General features: G+C 45.9%; 17 protein-coding genes. 14 read left to right on the top strand and 3 right to left on the bottom strand.

Annotation, left to right across the window (positions count from 1 at the left end; translation table 11 throughout):
* Positions 1 to 21: 21 nt before the first annotated feature.
* Positions 22 to 213, top strand: coding sequence for a PspC domain-containing protein (locus tag HHK01_RS13040; RefSeq protein WP_170008181.1), 192 nt, complete (start codon positions 22 to 24; stop codon positions 211 to 213).
* A 54-nt stretch (positions 214 to 267) separates the two neighbouring features.
* Here the strand turns inward: HHK01_RS13040 and nagB are convergent, their stop codons facing one another.
* Positions 268 to 1005, bottom strand: coding sequence for a glucosamine-6-phosphate deaminase (gene nagB, locus HHK01_RS13035; RefSeq protein ID WP_170008180.1), 738 nt, complete (start codon positions 1003 to 1005; stop codon positions 268 to 270).
* A complete protein-coding gene (nagA, locus tag HHK01_RS13030; protein ID WP_170008179.1) occupies positions 995 to 2158 on the bottom strand; it encodes an N-acetylglucosamine-6-phosphate deacetylase in 1164 nt (387 codons plus the stop codon). Before nagA ends, nagB begins: the two co-directional genes overlap by 11 nt.
* A gap of 310 nt (positions 2159 to 2468) precedes the next feature.
* Between nagA and hprK the strand changes: the two genes are divergently transcribed.
* The 13 genes from hprK to hisIE all read left to right on the top strand — a co-directional run bounded on the left by hprK (position 2469) and on the right by hisIE (position 13257).
* On the top strand, positions 2469 to 3404 hold the full coding sequence (hprK, locus tag HHK01_RS13025; protein ID WP_170008795.1) for an HPr(Ser) kinase/phosphatase: 936 nt from the start codon (positions 2469 to 2471) through the stop codon (positions 3402 to 3404).
* Positions 3405 to 3424: 20 nt separating this feature from the next.
* On the top strand, positions 3425 to 4225 hold the full coding sequence (gene lgt / locus HHK01_RS13020) for a prolipoprotein diacylglyceryl transferase (RefSeq protein WP_170008178.1): 801 nt from the start codon (positions 3425 to 3427) through the stop codon (positions 4223 to 4225).
* A 49-nt stretch (positions 4226 to 4274) separates the two neighbouring features.
* Positions 4275 to 5234, top strand: a complete 960-nt coding sequence (locus HHK01_RS13015; RefSeq protein WP_170008177.1) for a nucleoside recognition domain-containing protein — start codon at positions 4275 to 4277, stop codon at positions 5232 to 5234.
* Complete coding sequence (ppaX, locus tag HHK01_RS13010; protein ID WP_170008176.1) at positions 5200 to 5859, top strand: pyrophosphatase PpaX; 660 nt, start codon at positions 5200 to 5202, stop codon at positions 5857 to 5859. Before HHK01_RS13015 ends, ppaX begins: the two co-directional genes overlap by 35 nt.
* Entirely contained in the window at positions 5856 to 6341 is a 486-nt protein-coding gene (locus HHK01_RS13005; RefSeq protein WP_170008175.1) for an acyltransferase, read from the top strand. Before ppaX ends, HHK01_RS13005 begins: the two co-directional genes overlap by 4 nt.
* A 453-nt stretch (positions 6342 to 6794) precedes the next feature.
* Positions 6795 to 7967: an ATP phosphoribosyltransferase regulatory subunit gene (locus HHK01_RS13000; protein ID WP_170008174.1), complete on the top strand. Its 1173-nt coding sequence runs from the start codon at positions 6795 to 6797 to the stop codon at positions 7965 to 7967.
* Positions 7967 to 8623, top strand: coding sequence for an ATP phosphoribosyltransferase (gene hisG, locus HHK01_RS12995; RefSeq protein WP_170008173.1), 657 nt, complete (start codon positions 7967 to 7969; stop codon positions 8621 to 8623). Before HHK01_RS13000 ends, hisG begins: the two co-directional genes overlap by 1 nt.
* Positions 8620 to 9903 (top strand): histidinol dehydrogenase, encoded by a 1284-nt coding sequence (gene hisD / locus HHK01_RS12990; RefSeq protein WP_170008172.1) that lies wholly within the window; start codon positions 8620 to 8622, stop codon positions 9901 to 9903. The genes hisG and hisD overlap by 4 nt, the downstream gene beginning before the upstream one ends.
* Complete coding sequence (gene hisB, locus HHK01_RS12985) at positions 9900 to 10487, top strand: imidazoleglycerol-phosphate dehydratase HisB (protein WP_170008171.1); 588 nt, start codon at positions 9900 to 9902, stop codon at positions 10485 to 10487. The genes hisD and hisB overlap by 4 nt, the downstream gene beginning before the upstream one ends.
* Position 10488: 1 nt before the next feature.
* Positions 10489 to 11136, top strand: a complete 648-nt coding sequence (gene hisH / locus HHK01_RS12980; protein WP_170008170.1) for an imidazole glycerol phosphate synthase subunit HisH — start codon at positions 10489 to 10491, stop codon at positions 11134 to 11136.
* Entirely contained in the window at positions 11133 to 11879 is a 747-nt protein-coding gene (gene hisA, locus HHK01_RS12975; protein WP_170008169.1) for a 1-(5-phosphoribosyl)-5-[(5-phosphoribosylamino)methylideneamino]imidazole-4-carboxamide isomerase, read from the top strand. Before hisH ends, hisA begins: the two co-directional genes overlap by 4 nt.
* Positions 11861 to 12619, top strand: a complete 759-nt coding sequence (gene hisF, locus HHK01_RS12970) for an imidazole glycerol phosphate synthase subunit HisF (protein ID WP_170008168.1) — start codon at positions 11861 to 11863, stop codon at positions 12617 to 12619. The genes hisA and hisF overlap by 19 nt, the downstream gene beginning before the upstream one ends.
* Positions 12616 to 13257 carry a bifunctional phosphoribosyl-AMP cyclohydrolase/phosphoribosyl-ATP diphosphatase HisIE gene (hisIE, locus tag HHK01_RS12965; RefSeq protein WP_170008167.1) on the top strand — a complete coding sequence of 214 codons (642 nt, stop codon included), beginning with the start codon at positions 12616 to 12618 and terminating at the stop codon, positions 13255 to 13257. Before hisF ends, hisIE begins: the two co-directional genes overlap by 4 nt.
* 84 nt (positions 13258 to 13341) lie before the next feature.
* Here the strand turns inward: hisIE and HHK01_RS12960 are convergent, their stop codons facing one another.
* Entirely contained in the window at positions 13342 to 14229 is an 888-nt protein-coding gene (locus tag HHK01_RS12960) for a M15 family metallopeptidase (protein WP_170008166.1), read from the bottom strand.
* Positions 14230 to 14345: the final 116 nt, after the last annotated feature.

The raw sequence follows: 14345 nt of genomic DNA, 5'->3' as shown, positions 1-14345 counted from the left end.
AAAGCGAAGGAGGGAATGACAGTGAATTGGGTTCGTGAGCAAAACGATCGAAAAGTAGCCGGAGTATGTGGTGGCATCGCGAAATCGCTAAGGATGAATTCAACACTCATTCGTCTGTTATACATGGTGGTGTTTGTAGTCCGGGGGTTTATCCCAAGTTTACTGGTTTATGCGACACTTGTGTATATCATGCCTTCGGAGAAAAAGGCATAGGTAAAGAAAGCGGTACAACTCGTGAATCGAGAAGTACCGCTTTTCGAATTGTTCTCAAATCGTAGACACTGCTTCGGGACAAGCTGCCTCGTCTACGAAAATGGTCACTTGGGGATGAGTCCACAGCACAGAAGCGGGAAACTGTTCAGTTGCTTGACGTGTATTTAATAGCTGTGTCATAGCTGCTTTTTTGTTCTCACCACTCACAAGTAGAACGATGTGCTTTGCTCGCATTATGGTACGGATCCCTGCGGTGATGGCCCTTGAAGGCACTTCCTCAGCAGAAGAAAAATAACGTGCGTTTGCTTGCCTTGTTTCCTCGGCAAGTTTGACAATTCTCGTTGTGGAGTTTAGAGAAGATCCCGGTTCGTTAAATCCAATATGTCCATTATGACCGAGGCCTAAAATTTGCACGTCGACAGGGTAGGATGTGAAAAGCGATTCATACCTCCTACACTCTTCTGGCAATGAATTTGCTGTCCCGTTTGGTAAGTGCGTATGTGTTGAGGGCAAATTTACGTACTGAAATAAGTGCTCCTGCATATACGCGTAGTAGGACTGAGGATCGTTTTGGGATAAACCGACGTATTCATCTAAATTGAGCGTCTGAACGTCGGTAAAGGAGATTCTACCGGCGTAATGCGCACTCACTAGCTCACGGTAAAAAGGGATGGGGGTACCACCCGTGGCACAGCCGAGTACAAATGAAGAGGTCTGCTTTCGTTCCTGGACAACGAGTTCAGCTGCTTTTATCCCCACATCTTCCGCTTGTTTACATACCTCAATGTTCAAAGTCCTCTCCCCCTTTCTTGTAAACAGAATGACCCCTAATCCAAGTTTCGTGCACGTTTCCGTTTAGATCGACCAATACGAAGTCCGCATCTTTACCAACAGATATAGACCCTTTTCTGTCGTCACATCGCAATCGTTTGGCTTGATTCGTACTCGTCATTTTGGCGATGTCAGTGAGTGAGTATCCTAATTGGAGTAAGAAGGGAATGACTTCGTTCATTTTTAGAACACTACCAGCGAGTGTTCCATCTGGAAGGAGAGCTTCTTTTCCTTGTACAGAAACGGGCTGCCCGCCTAAGCTATATGAGCCATCCTTAAGTCCTTTTGCGCGCATGGCGTCTGTAATAAGTAGCACTCGGTCTACGCCTTTCGCTCGAATCGTCACATCGACGACTTCCGGACGAACGTGCACTCCGTCAGCGATCATCTCTACGAATAGCTCCTCCCGCTGTAAGGCGATACCTGCTACGCCTGGTTCACGGTGGTGCAAGCCACGCATACCATTGTACATATGGGTCACTTGGGAAGCGCCGGACTCGATTGCTTGTACCATGTCATGACCTAGTGCGTCAGAGTGCCCAATAGAAGGAATAATGTTTTGCTTGTGTAGGTGCTGAATCAATTGCAATCCTCCTGCAATTTCTGGAGCAAGTGTAACAATACGAATCGCCCCCCCAGCTATCAGCTGCCACTCATCGAACAAAGATACATCTGGGCGGCGCAAATACTCTTTCGGCTGTGCACCAGCTCGTTTTTGCTCCAAAAAGGGGCCCTCTAAATGAACACCTAGTAATTCACTACCAGAGCAAGTAGAATGTTTTCGGAAAGTAGCTACCGTACGCAAAGCCTCTACAATAGCAGCTTTACTTTGAGTCAACGTCGTTGCTAAAAATGATGTCGTTCCTTCTTGCGGTAATGTTTGCGATATGGTTTCTAATGCTTCTAGTGTGCCGTCCATGACGTCTGCTCCGTGGGCCCCATGAATGTGAATATCTATAAAACCTGGCATAAGAAAGAGTCCCTTCCCGTCCATAGAGTCTTCGATGGGAACATGTGATTTTCTAATTTCAGCAATTTTCCCTTCTTGAATACGCACACTCGATGAGGGCAACATTTTACTTTCAGTTACGACGTGCACATTTCGGATCCACATTGCGTTTCCCTCTTTGCGTTTTAAATTTTGTATACAATAATTATACCAAAATGAAATGTATATGTATATACCAATAGTGTTACATAACCTACTATCAAGGCAAGCTTCCTGAAAGTTTATTGAAAGATGTGAACAATTCTCAACTTCTCTATAAGAGTTTAGAATGCGCTAAAATTCGTGGTACAATAACGAACGATGGGTCGTAATGTATGAACTAGGATTACGTCATTAGGGCTCTATCTCATGGTATCGTTATGGAATATTGTAACAACAGATTGTAAGAACGCCCCTGTTTGAAAGGAGGATCATGATGGCGAAGGTACGCACAGAAGATCTTATTGAAAAGTTCCACTTAGAACTCCTGAGTGGTGAAGAAGGGGTGCACCGACCAATCGTGACGAGTGACTTATCTCGTCCTGGCTTAGAGGTTGCTGGATACTTTGATTATTATCCTGCAGAACGCATTCAGTTACTCGGAAAAACAGAGCTTACTTTTTTTCAAAAGCTTTCAGAAAAGGAAAAAAGTGATCGAATGGCTGGGCTATGCCAAGATATTACTCCAGGTATTATCGTCACGCGGGGACTAGAGGTACCTGATGAGTTAATCGAGGCTTCTAGAAGAGAAGGCGTTCCGATCATGCGTTCTTCTATGAAGACCACGCGTCTTTCCAGTCGCCTCACTAATTACCTAGAGGGGAAACTTGCCCCAACAACGGCCATTCATGGGGTACTCGTCGATATTTATGGAGTCGGTGTTCTGATTATGGGGAAAAGCGGTGTCGGAAAAAGTGAGACAGCTTTAGAACTTGTTAAGCGAGGACATCGCCTCGTGGCAGACGACTGTGTTGAAATTCGTCAAGAGGATGAAGACACACTCGTTGGTAGCGCACCCGAGCTTATTGAACACTTGTTAGAGATACGAGGATTAGGCATTATTAATGTGATGACGCTTTTCGGAGCAGGAGCCGTTCGGAGCTTTAAACGGATTACACTCTGCATAAACTTAGAGTTATGGGATCCGACAAAACAGTATGATCGGTTAGGACTTGATGAAGAAAAGATGCGGATCATTGATACGAACATTACGCAGCTTACGATTCCTGTCCGTCCAGGTCGAAACTTAGCTGTTATTATTGAAGTGGCTGCCATGAACTTCCGTTTAAAGCGAATGGGTGTAAACGCGGCACAGCAATTTACAGAGAAATTGAATCATGTGATCGTAGATGCTGATAAAGAACTAGACTAATTAGTAGGGAGAGACGAACAATGGAACCATTGAACCCCATAGCATTAGACCTTGGTCCCCTCGAAGTGAGGTGGTACGGGATCCTGATTGGATTGGGCATTTTTCTAGGATTATGGCTCGCGATGCGTGAGTCGGACAGACGAGGTTTTGACAAAGATATTATTGCAGACCTTCTGTTATGGGCTATACCGATTGCAATTGTAAGTGCGCGCTTATATTACGTACTATTTGAACTAGACTATTATCTTCAAAACCCTGGTCAAATCATTCAAATTTGGGAAGGTGGCATCGCCATTCACGGCGGGTTAATTGGGGCAGTACTAACAGGTATCATATTCTGCAAGGTAAAAGGAATCTCGTTTTGGAAGCTGGCGGATATTGTTGCACCGAGTATTTTGGTGGGGCAAGCCATTGGTCGTTGGGGAAACTTTATGAACCAAGAAGCGCATGGAGGAGAGGTCTCACGCGAGTTTCTCGAAGGGCTGTTTTTGCCTGACTGGATCATTAACCAAATGTATATAGATGGAGTTTACTATCACCCGACATTTTTGTATGAATCACTATGGAGCACTGCAGGGATCCTATTACTTCTATGGTTACGTCGTGTCAACTTACGCCGTGGAGAAATGTTCTTAGTTTATATCATCTGGTACTCTTTCGGACGTTTCTTTATTGAAGGCATGCGGACTGACAGCCTCATGTTAACGGCAGATTTGCGCATAGCCCAAGTGATTTCTGTTGTATTGATTGTGGGTGCTTTAGCCGTACTCATCGTTCGTCGGAAAACGGGTAAGGCAGATAAAAGGTATTTGGACAAATAATAAAGCAAATAGGTCCAGGTGCTCACCTTACAACAGGGAGGTACAGGCAATGAAAGCATCCATAGGAAAAGGGTTGAAAGTGGGTCTGAAAACAACGTGGACGCTTGGGAAAGTTATTTTCCCTATTACCCTTATCGTGACTCTTTTGCAATACACGCCGGTTTTTCCATGGCTTATGGAAATGATGGCGCCTTTAATGAGTGTACTGGGCCTCCCTGGTGAAGCGTCTATTCCGCTCGTGCTAGGGAACTTGTTGAATTTATATGCGGGAATTGGTGCTATCCTTACGCTCGACCTTACCGTCAAGGAAGTTTTTACGTTGGCGGTGATGTTATCGTTCTCCCATAACTTACTGATTGAAACGGGTGTAGCGCTGAAAACTGGCGTAAAGCTTTGGATTATATTAGTGACCCGTATAGGCTTGGCGATTGTAGCTGCTGTTGTCATCAACCTCATTTGGTCTGGTGGTAGCGAACGAGCGCAATACGGCTTTGTTTCGCAAAGCGAAGAAGTGATCGAAGGTTGGGGTGCCATCGTCCTTGAAGCGATTTGGAGTGCAACGGTGGGGATATTACAACTTGCCATCATTGTTATTCCGCTAATGGTCGCCATTCAAGTTATTAAGGATCGTGGTGGTTTGACTGTCTTCTCGCGGTGGATGGCACCGGTGACTCGAGCATTAGGTATGCAACCGAATACGTCAACCACGATGGCAGCAGGCTTGGTATTTGGTCTTGCGTACGGAGCAGGCGTTATGATCCAGGCAGTGAAAGAAGACGGGGTGAGCAAAAAGGATGCAACGCTCGCTTTTATCTTTTTAGTTGCGTGTCATGCGGTTGTGGAAGATACACTCATTTTTATTCCGTTGGGTATTCCGGTATGGCCACTGCTTCTCATTAGGTTAGGCGTCGCCGTTATATTAACATTAGTCGTAGCCACCATATGGAATCGAAGGCAGAAAAGGAGTAATTTGTATGAACAACAAAAGCATCAACACCATTCTGTTTGATTTAGATGGAACATTATTAGATACGAATGAATTGATTTTACAATCATTCGAGCATACGTTTCGCAGGCATGTACCCGAGCAAACCTATTCAAGAGAAGACTTGCTTCAATTCATGGGGCCTCCGCTGCAGGATTCGTTTCAGCGAGTCAGACCTGATGAGTTGGACGAAATGGTGACAACGTATCGATCATTCAACTTGAAGAACCACGATGCGCTTGTGCAAGCGTTCGACGGTGTATACGAAACGATTCGTATTTTACACGAACAGGGGTACAAATTGGCGATTGTGTCTACAAAGATTAAAGCTACGGTAGAAAAAGGGTTGCGTTTAACTGGATTGGATGAATTTTTCCCAGTCGTTATTGGACTTGATCAAGTGGAACATGCCAAACCTCATCCAGAGCCAGTACAAAAAGCTCTGGAATTACTAGGGTCGAACCCAGAAGAGGCGGTGATGGTTGGGGACAATTCCCACGACATTCTCTCTGGTCAAAGGGCTAGTACGCTGACAGCAGGAGTTAGTTGGTCATTAAAAGGTGAAGCGTTTCTCCGAGACCTAAAACCCGATGTCATCTTGCATACAATGGACGACCTGCTCACGTTTTTAGAGGAGAAAAATAGATGAGACGGACGACTCGTCATCCGGTGAAAGGTGAGAATTCCCTTTGGCGTATGTATGACACCGTTTCTTTTTGGAAGGTGGCGCGCAATTTTGTTGTGATTCAAATGGCGCGCTACACGCCATTCGTCAGCTGGAAACGGTGGATGTACCGGCACTTTCTAGGGATGTCTGTTGGGAGAACGACGTCGTTTGCGCTCATGGTATTTCCAGACGTGATGTTTCCTGAAAAGATCCGGGTAGGGGATAACTGTATTATTGGGTTTAACTCCACAATATTAGCGCATGAATATTTAATAGAAGAATACCGGGTAGGTGAAGTTGTGATTGGCAATAATGTCTTAATTGGTGCCAATACAACGATTCTGCCTGGTGTTACGATCGGAGACAATGCGATTGTATCTGCAGCCACACTTGTACATAAAGACGTTCCAGCAGGTGCATTTGTAGGTGGCAACCCGATGCAAATGATTCGCATGCCGGAATAAGAATAGACTTCCTTTGTAATGGAAGTCTATTCTTTTTTGTATCGACTGATTTCGTATTCTTTGTTGTTTTTACTATACAGTAATCTCATGATGCGACGTAATGAAGAAACTGCTAGAATACGCTGCGGAAATACACTTCGCTTTCCCGCAGGAGTCTACGTGTATTTCCGGAGCGATATTTAGCAATATGATTTGCATTACGTCGCATCATATAGCTATTGTGCAATGAGACTCTATAAAAGAAGCAACAATCTTTTAGAAAACAGCCGTTGTATTTCAAAATCAAGCATTATCTCTTGACGCAAAGATAGGAGGCAAGTACACTATCGTTATACTTCATTTTACTACCATATTAGCGAACTAAAGTAATCAGATATTTTAAACGTGTTTCTCCTACAAGAAAATGGGGGACAAGAACGTATAGAGATGTTTTCGGAAAGTAAGGTGACTCACATGTCAAAGCGATTTATGTTTGAAAAACCAATGGGGATGCGCGATACACTCCCTGAACATTATGAAAAGAAGAAGACGGTTGTAGAAGGAATGTGTTCCACTATGCAATCGTGGGGATATCGGATGATCGGTACGCCTACAGTAGAATATTCTGACACGATTGGTCGAGTATCGGCTATTGAAGAACAGCAACTATTTACGCTTATGGATCGTGACGGACATTCGTTAGTGCTACGACCTGACATGACATCACCGATAGCACGAGTCGCTTCGTCTAAGTTAGCCAAAGAGCGCCTTCCTTTGCGTTTGGCGTACGAAGAAAACGTGTTTCGTGCCCAGCAGAGAGAAGGAGGACGACCAGCGGAGTTTACCCAAGTAGGTGTCGAGCTGATTGGGGACAAAACCTTTGCGGCAGATGCGGAGATTATTGCGATCGCGGATGAGGCATTACGTGCGGTGGGCTTGCGCTCTTTTAAATTTTTGCTCGGTCATATTGGATTTGTCAAAGCTTTTTTTCGTGCAAACTTAGATACGGCTGAACAAGTGGATGCGTTGCTTCGAGCTCTTTATGAAAAGAATTTAGTCGGTTACGGTGAGGCAGTTGAATCCTTTCAGTTACAAGTAGCCAAGGAAGAGCGTCTCCGCCAATTTTTACATTTGCGCGGAGGAGAGGACCTGTTCCAACGTGCCGAATCCTTAATTCAAACAGAAGAAGAACGAAATGCGTTAGGTGACGTTCATACGATGTTTGCCCATTTGAAAGACTATCAAGTAGAGGCAACGGTAAAATTGGATTTAACACTCGTCAGCCATATGACGTATTACACTGGCTTGTTGTTTGAGGTATACGCAGGAGATGTGGGTGCTCCGATTGGAAACGGAGGGCGCTACAATCAGCTCGTCCGCCAGTTCGGTACGCAGCATGCAGCGACAGGGTTTGCGATTCGTGTTGACCATCTATTAGAAGCGCTCCCAGCCCCTAATCCTCTTTCGACACCGTATGGCGTGTTGTTTGACGATGAATCACGCACAGAAGCTGTAGAGCAGGCTAAAAAAATCCGTTCGACCAATCAGCGTGTTATTTTGCAGCATGTAGCTGGTGTCGAGGAACTCACTGCGTTTTTTGGAGCGTGTGCACGAGTCATTGATATGCGCAAGGGAGGGAACGAGTAATGGAAGATCAACAGTTAACGATTGCTATGCCGAAGGGGAGAATCTTTGAAGAAGCACTAGGCCTTTTGCGAAAAGCAGGTTATCGTCTTCCTCCCGAGTTCGAGGAATCTCGCAAATTAATTATCGAGGTACCGGAAGAAAACATGCGCTTTATCCTTGCAAAGCCGATGGACGTCGCCACCTATGTAGAATACGGTGTGGCCGATATCGGAATCGCTGGAAAAGACGTATTGTTAGAAGAGGAACGGGATGTGTACGAGCTACTCGATTTGCAAATTAGTGAGTGCTATTTAGCCGTTGCAGGCATTCCAAACACCGACCTACAACAGATCGCCCCGAAGATTGCCACTAAGTACCCGAAAGTTGCGAGTAGTTATTTTCGTGAACAAGGCGAGCAAGTAGAGATGATTAAACTGAACGGTTCGATTGAACTTGCCCCACTGATCGGCTTAGCAGACCGAATCGTGGATATTGTCTCTACTGGTCGTACATTAAAGGAAAATGGACTTATTGAATACGAAAAGATTGTGGATATTACTTCTCGATTAATCGTTAACCCTGCAAGCTATCGGATGAAGGATGACGTCATTGAACCGATGGTCGCACGGTTGAGCAAAGTTGTACAACATGGGAAACAGGAGGAAGCTAGGTCATGAAGATTCAGCGCCTAACAAAAGCCGTCTCTTTACGTCGCTCTGTCGAACAAGGAACAGAGGAACAACGAAAGACAGTTCAAGAAATACTTGCAGCCGTTCGGAGCGAAAAGGATATCGCGATAAAACGCTACACACAAAAATTTGACGGTGTAACGATAGGCAATTTAGCCGTTTCTGACGAGGAAATGCGCCATGCTTATAAGCAGATAGACGAAGAAGCCATTACAGTCATTCGTCAAGCAGCCCAAAATATTCGCAAGTTTCATGAGCAGCAAAAGCGTGTGAGCTGGATGACGACAGAAACTGACGGCTCGATTCTGGGCCAGAAAATTACTCCCTTAGACGCAGTGGGCGTATATGTACCAGGTGGAACCGCTCCGCTTGCCTCATCCGTTTTAATGAATGTAATACCAGCCCTTGTGGCAGGTGTAAAAAGAATCGTAATGGTCACACCGCCACAAAAAACGGGTGAAGTTGATCCCAGTATTCTCGTAGCAGCCAAAGAAGCAGGTGTCGAAGAGCTGTATAAAGTAGGGGGAGCTCAAGCTATAGGGGCTCTTGCTTACGGAACGGAGACGATTCAGCCTGTTGACAAAATTGTGGGGCCTGGGAATATTTACGTTGCGCTAGCAAAGCGGGAAGTGTTCGGCGACGTTGCCATTGACATGATTGCAGGACCTAGTGAAATTGTAGTGCTCGCAGACGACACAGCCTACCCCGATGAAGTAGCGGCAGATTTACTTTCCCAAGCTGAACACGATCCGCGGGCTTCTTCAATTTTAGTGACAACCTCGCAGTCGCTAGCGGAGAAGGTAGCGAAAGAAGTGGAGCGTCAAGTAGCTGAGTTGCCGCGCGCAGATATCGCTCGAGCATCACTTGCAGCCTATGGAGCCATCTATGTAGCTGATTCTTTGGAAGAAGCTGTAGACGCAGTAAACGAGTTGGCACCGGAGCACGTTGAGTTACTCGTAGAAAACGCTTTTGGACTCATTGGTAGCATTCGTCACGCGGGAGCGATTTTCGTTGGTCGATTCAGCTCGGAATCTGTTGGTGATTACTTTGCGGGGCCGAATCACGTGTTGCCGACTAATGGAACAGCTCGATTTTCAAGTCCGCTAAACGTGGATGACTTTATCAAAAAATCTAGCATCATTGCTTATAGCGAAAAGGCGCTCACCCAAAACTTTGAGGCGATTGCCACATTTGCTCGTCAAGAACAGCTAGAGGCGCACGCTAGAGCTGTTGAATCTCGCTTTTGGAAGAAGGAGGAACGCTCGTGACCCGTACTGCGTCTATTGAACGTAATACACATGAAACACAAATAAAGCTAAGCTTCTCTATCGATGGAGAGGGAAATAGTCAGATTGTTACCCCAGTCCCTTTTCTAAATCACATGCTGGAACTTTTTACGAAGCACGGACATTTTGATTTGACTGTTCAAGCAAACGGTGATGTTGAAGTGGACGACCACCACACGACTGAAGACGTCGGCATCTGCCTCGGTGAAACGTTAAAGGAAGCACTCGGTGATAAAAAAGGTATCAAGCGTTACGGACAAGCAAAAGTACCGATGGACGAAGCGCTAGCTGAAGTGATCGTGGATTTGAGCAACCGACCGCATCTGGAATTTCGTGCAAATTTTCCGAGTGAGAAGGTCGGGTCATTCGATACGGAGCTTGTGCACGAATTTTTATGGAAACTGGCGTTAGAAGCGCGCATGAATTTGCACGTGATTGTGCATTACGGTTTCAATACACACCACATGATCGAAGCAATTTTCAAAGCGCTTGCTCGAGCTATTGACGATGCCACACAGATCGATCCTCGTGTTAAAGGTGTGCCGTCAACGAAAGGAATGTTGTAAGATGATCGGCGTTGTCGATTACGGAATGGGTAACTTGTTTAGCGTGCAAAAGGCGCTGGAACGACTAGATGTACCACACATTGTGAGTGAAGATCCTGTTGAATTAGAGCGTGCGAATGGACTTATTTTGCCTGGTGTGGGTGCATTTCCAGATGCGATGAAGCGACTGAACGAAACGGGTTTGTCCTCCTTTCTAGTAGACTTTGTGGAGAGTGGACGTCCACTATTCGGGATTTGTTTAGGCATGCAGCTATTGTTTACGGAAAGTGAAGAGTTTGGGACGCATATAGGGTTGGGCTTCTTGCCCGGACGAGTTGTGAAGTTTGCTGGAAAAACGGCTGAAGGTCAGTCCTATAAAGTCCCGCATATGGGATGGAATCGACTTGAGTTTCAACGCGAATCTTCATTAACGAAAGATGTGGACGAAGGGTACGCCTACTTTGTGCATTCTTACGTAGTGGAGCCAGAAAATCGTGACGTGCTTGTAGCAACCGCCGATTACTATCGAGAAGTGCCTGCTGTTGTATCCGGTGGGAAGTATGGTCATGTGTTCGGCGCCCAATTTCATCCGGAAAAAAGTAGCACAGTCGGTATGCAGTTATTGAAACGATTTACGCAACTAGCGAACCAGGAGGTGACACGTTCATGAGCTTGACGTTATATCCAGCCATTGATATGCGAAACGGAAAGTGTGTACGGCTTTTCCAAGGTGACTATGATCAAGAAACAGTGTATGGAGATTCCCCTTTTGACATGGCGAAGAAGTTTGCCGAAGAAGGGGCCCAGTGGGTGCACATGGTCGACCTGGACGGTGCGAAGGATGGAAAGCGCATGAACCATGAACATGTGCTTCGTGCGGCAAAAGAGCTTTCAGTGCGCGTACAAATCGGTGGCGGAATCCGAACTGAGGAAGATATTGATTTGTATTTGTCTAGCGGAGTAGATCGTGTCATTTTAGGAAGTGTCGCTGTCCAGAACCCGACATTTGCAAAGGAAATGATTCGTAAATATGGTAAGCAAATCGTGATTGGTTTAGACGCGAAGGACGGATTCGTGGCCACACACGGTTGGCTCGAGACATCAACTGTAAAGGCGACCAACGTGGCAAAGGAAATGGCTGATGCTGGTTGTGACGTGTTTATTTGTACGGATATAGCAAAAGATGGAACATTAAGCGGGCCGAACGTTGATGCCATGCTGGAGCTTGCTTCGTCTACCGGAAAAGAAGTGATCGTTTCAGGAGGCGTCAGCACACTGGAGGATGTGACATCGCTTGTACGAGAGACAAACAAAGGCATCGGTGGTGTCATTATCGGTAAAGCACTCTATGAAAACCGATTTACGCTTCCAACGGCGTTACAGGAGGTGCAGGCATGCTCACAAAACGATTAATTCCTTGTTTAGACGTAAAAGACGGCCGCGTTGTGAAAGGGATTCAGTTTGTGGAGTTACGCGATGCGGGTGACCCTGTTGAGCTTGCGAGGGAGTACGATCGGGAAGGCGCGGACGAACTAGTGTTTTTAGATATCTCTGCTTCCAACGAAGGACGTAAAACGATGGTCGACGTCGTGAAGGCAGTCGCTAGTGAGTTGGCGATTCCGTTCTCTGTAGGCGGAGGGATCAATGCATTAGACGATATGAAGCGCATCCTCCGTGCCGGTGCTGACAAAGTGAGCGTCAACACAGCTGCTGTCAACCGGCCAGAGCTTATTCGGGAAGGCGCAGACTTTTTCGGTTCTCAATGCATTATCGTCGCAATCGATGCAAAATGGGACGAAGAGGCGAATATGTGGCGTGTGTATACACATGGCGGTCGTCGTCCTACTGAGTGGAACGTAGTCGAGTGGGCAAAGGAAGCAGAACGACAAGGCGCAGGAGAAATTTTGCTCACATCTATGGATAAAGACGGGGCGAAGTCTGGATTTGATCTTGCGCTCACAAAAGCAGTGAGCGAAGCTGTGTCCATTCCGGTCATTGCTTCTGGTGGAGCAGGGGATGCCGACGATTTTTATGATGCATTTGTTGATGGAAAAGCCGATGCCGCACTAGCCGCTTCCATTTTCCACTACAAAGAAACGTCAGTTCCAGCTGTAAAGGAATCGCTACGTGCGAAAGGAGTTCTTGTTCGATGAAGGATATAGTAGAAAAGGTGAAGTTTGACGAAAAAGGTCTTGTGCCAGCCATCGTGCAGGATGCCAACACGAACGAGGTGTTGACGCTGGCTTATATGAACGCGACGTCACTGGAGAAAACATTGCAAACAGGTCAGACGTGGTTTTATAGCCGTTCCCGCCAAGAGCTATGGCACAAAGGGGAAACGAGCGGGAACACGCAACAAGTCGTTTCCATTGATATGGACTGCGATCAAGACGCGCTTGTTGTAAAGGTAAGCCCGAACGGACCAGCATGCCATACAGGTGAGCGGACATGCTTTTCCGATACGGTTTATACGAATGAAGCCGGTGCTGATCCTTCGGTGCGAGACTTCTTATTTACGTTAGAAGGCATCATCGCAGAACGAGCAAAAGAACGGCCAGAAGGCTCCTACACGACCTACTTGTTTGAAGAAGGCGTTGATAAAATGTTGAAAAAGGTCGGCGAGGAAGCTGCTGAAGTGATTATCGCTGCTAAAAACCGTGACCGTGAGGAGCTAACATGGGAAAGTGCGGACTTATTGTTCCATTTGCTTGTGTTGTTGAATGAACAGGAGCTATCTTTAGAGGCTGTGTTCGCAAGATTACAAGAACGACACGCATCGAAAACGTCATAGAGAATGAAGACCCGCAACTGTTAAAGAGGTTGCGGGTTTAATTTGATGTGATTCTCATACACATGACATAGCACGGGCTTAAACTTACACAGCTTCTGCTTCCTCAATAAACTCTTCGTACGTAATCCCGCGTTTGAATATTTCTTTCGCAATTTCCTTTCCTACATAGCGAAAATGCCAAGGCTCGTATTTGTAGCCGGTAACAGATTCCATCTCTTTTGGATAGCGAAGAATGAATCCAAACAAATGGGCGTTTTCTCGTAACCATGTGCCCTCTGGGGTGTCTTCAAAAGACTCTGTCAAACTATAGTTCACGCTAGCTGCCGTTATATCCATAGATAACCCTGTTTGGTGTTCGCTCGTACCTGGTTCGGCGACTGCTCGAACTGCTTCTTCATAGCCAACTTGGTCTATTTCAGCTTGAAATAAATAGTCTTGCGTAGCATACGACCGATAGCCTGATGTAGCAAATAAGGTAATGTCGGCGTCAATTGCTGCTTGGAATAATGCTTCTAATGCGTTCGCTGCATCTTGGCGCAAGTACGCTTTTTCGACGTCTTCACTTCCAAACACAAAACGAACATTCGGTCGAACGAGATCACTTGGCTTATAGTCAGATGGAAGCGCCATCTCTTTGTTTACAAGTGTGTACACGTTTTGCGGGTTTTGGATAGTAGGTACGCCATTCACCTCTTTGACCTGGTTGAATGCTTCTTTCGCTAATTGGGGTGAAAAAGGATCACGGGTATTATCTGACGTATTCTCGTTCTTGCTTTCGTCATCCTCTTCCTCTGTATTAGGCACGGGCGTTTCTGTATTTGTCGGAGGGTCTTCTTTATCTACTTCTTCAGCAGCTTCTTGTTCTTCCGTTGTTGGTGGAGTGTCCTCGTTTTCTCGTTCGTCGGTAGGCGCTGTTGCCAAGCTAGAACAAGCGGAGAGTACAAGCACTATTAGTGGGAGCCACCATTTCATCGTTGGTACACCTGCTTTCAAGAGTTGTTTCTATAAAAAAGTATAGCACGCTTTTCTATGATAATTTTATCACTTTTCCACCTCTTACTCTCCGCTTCAATCCTCTTATTGTCAAT

This window comes from Bacillus fonticola (genome assembly GCF_012955605.1).
In the GTDB taxonomy this organism is placed as follows: domain Bacteria; phylum Bacillota; class Bacilli; order Bacillales; family JC228; genus Bacillus_CG; species Bacillus_CG fonticola.
Note: the sequence above shows the minus strand (reverse complement) of the source record. Positions and strands in the feature narration are given on the sequence as shown.

Coding starts and splice junctions, on each gene's coding strand:
- nagA (WP_170008179.1), bottom strand. CDS start 2,158: ATGTGGATCCGAAATGTGCACGTCGTAACTGAAAGTAAAATGTTGCCC.
- hprK (WP_170008795.1), top strand. CDS start 2,469: ATGGCGAAGGTACGCACAGAAGATCTTATTGAAAAGTTCCACTTAGAA.
- lgt (WP_170008178.1), top strand. CDS start 3,425: ATGGAACCATTGAACCCCATAGCATTAGACCTTGGTCCCCTCGAAGTG.
- HHK01_RS13015 (WP_170008177.1), top strand. CDS start 4,275: ATGAAAGCATCCATAGGAAAAGGGTTGAAAGTGGGTCTGAAAACAACG.
- ppaX (WP_170008176.1), top strand. CDS start 5,200: ATGAACAACAAAAGCATCAACACCATTCTGTTTGATTTAGATGGAACA.
- HHK01_RS13005 (WP_170008175.1), top strand. CDS start 5,856: ATGAGACGGACGACTCGTCATCCGGTGAAAGGTGAGAATTCCCTTTGG.
- HHK01_RS13000 (WP_170008174.1), top strand. CDS start 6,795: ATGTCAAAGCGATTTATGTTTGAAAAACCAATGGGGATGCGCGATACA.
- hisG (WP_170008173.1), top strand. CDS start 7,967: ATGGAAGATCAACAGTTAACGATTGCTATGCCGAAGGGGAGAATCTTT.
- hisD (WP_170008172.1), top strand. CDS start 8,620: ATGAAGATTCAGCGCCTAACAAAAGCCGTCTCTTTACGTCGCTCTGTC.
- hisH (WP_170008170.1), top strand. CDS start 10,489: ATGATCGGCGTTGTCGATTACGGAATGGGTAACTTGTTTAGCGTGCAA.
- hisA (WP_170008169.1), top strand. CDS start 11,133: ATGAGCTTGACGTTATATCCAGCCATTGATATGCGAAACGGAAAGTGT.
- hisF (WP_170008168.1), top strand. CDS start 11,861: ATGCTCACAAAACGATTAATTCCTTGTTTAGACGTAAAAGACGGCCGC.
- hisIE (WP_170008167.1), top strand. CDS start 12,616: ATGAAGGATATAGTAGAAAAGGTGAAGTTTGACGAAAAAGGTCTTGTG.
- HHK01_RS12960 (WP_170008166.1), bottom strand. CDS start 14,229: ATGAAATGGTGGCTCCCACTAATAGTGCTTGTACTCTCCGCTTGTTCT.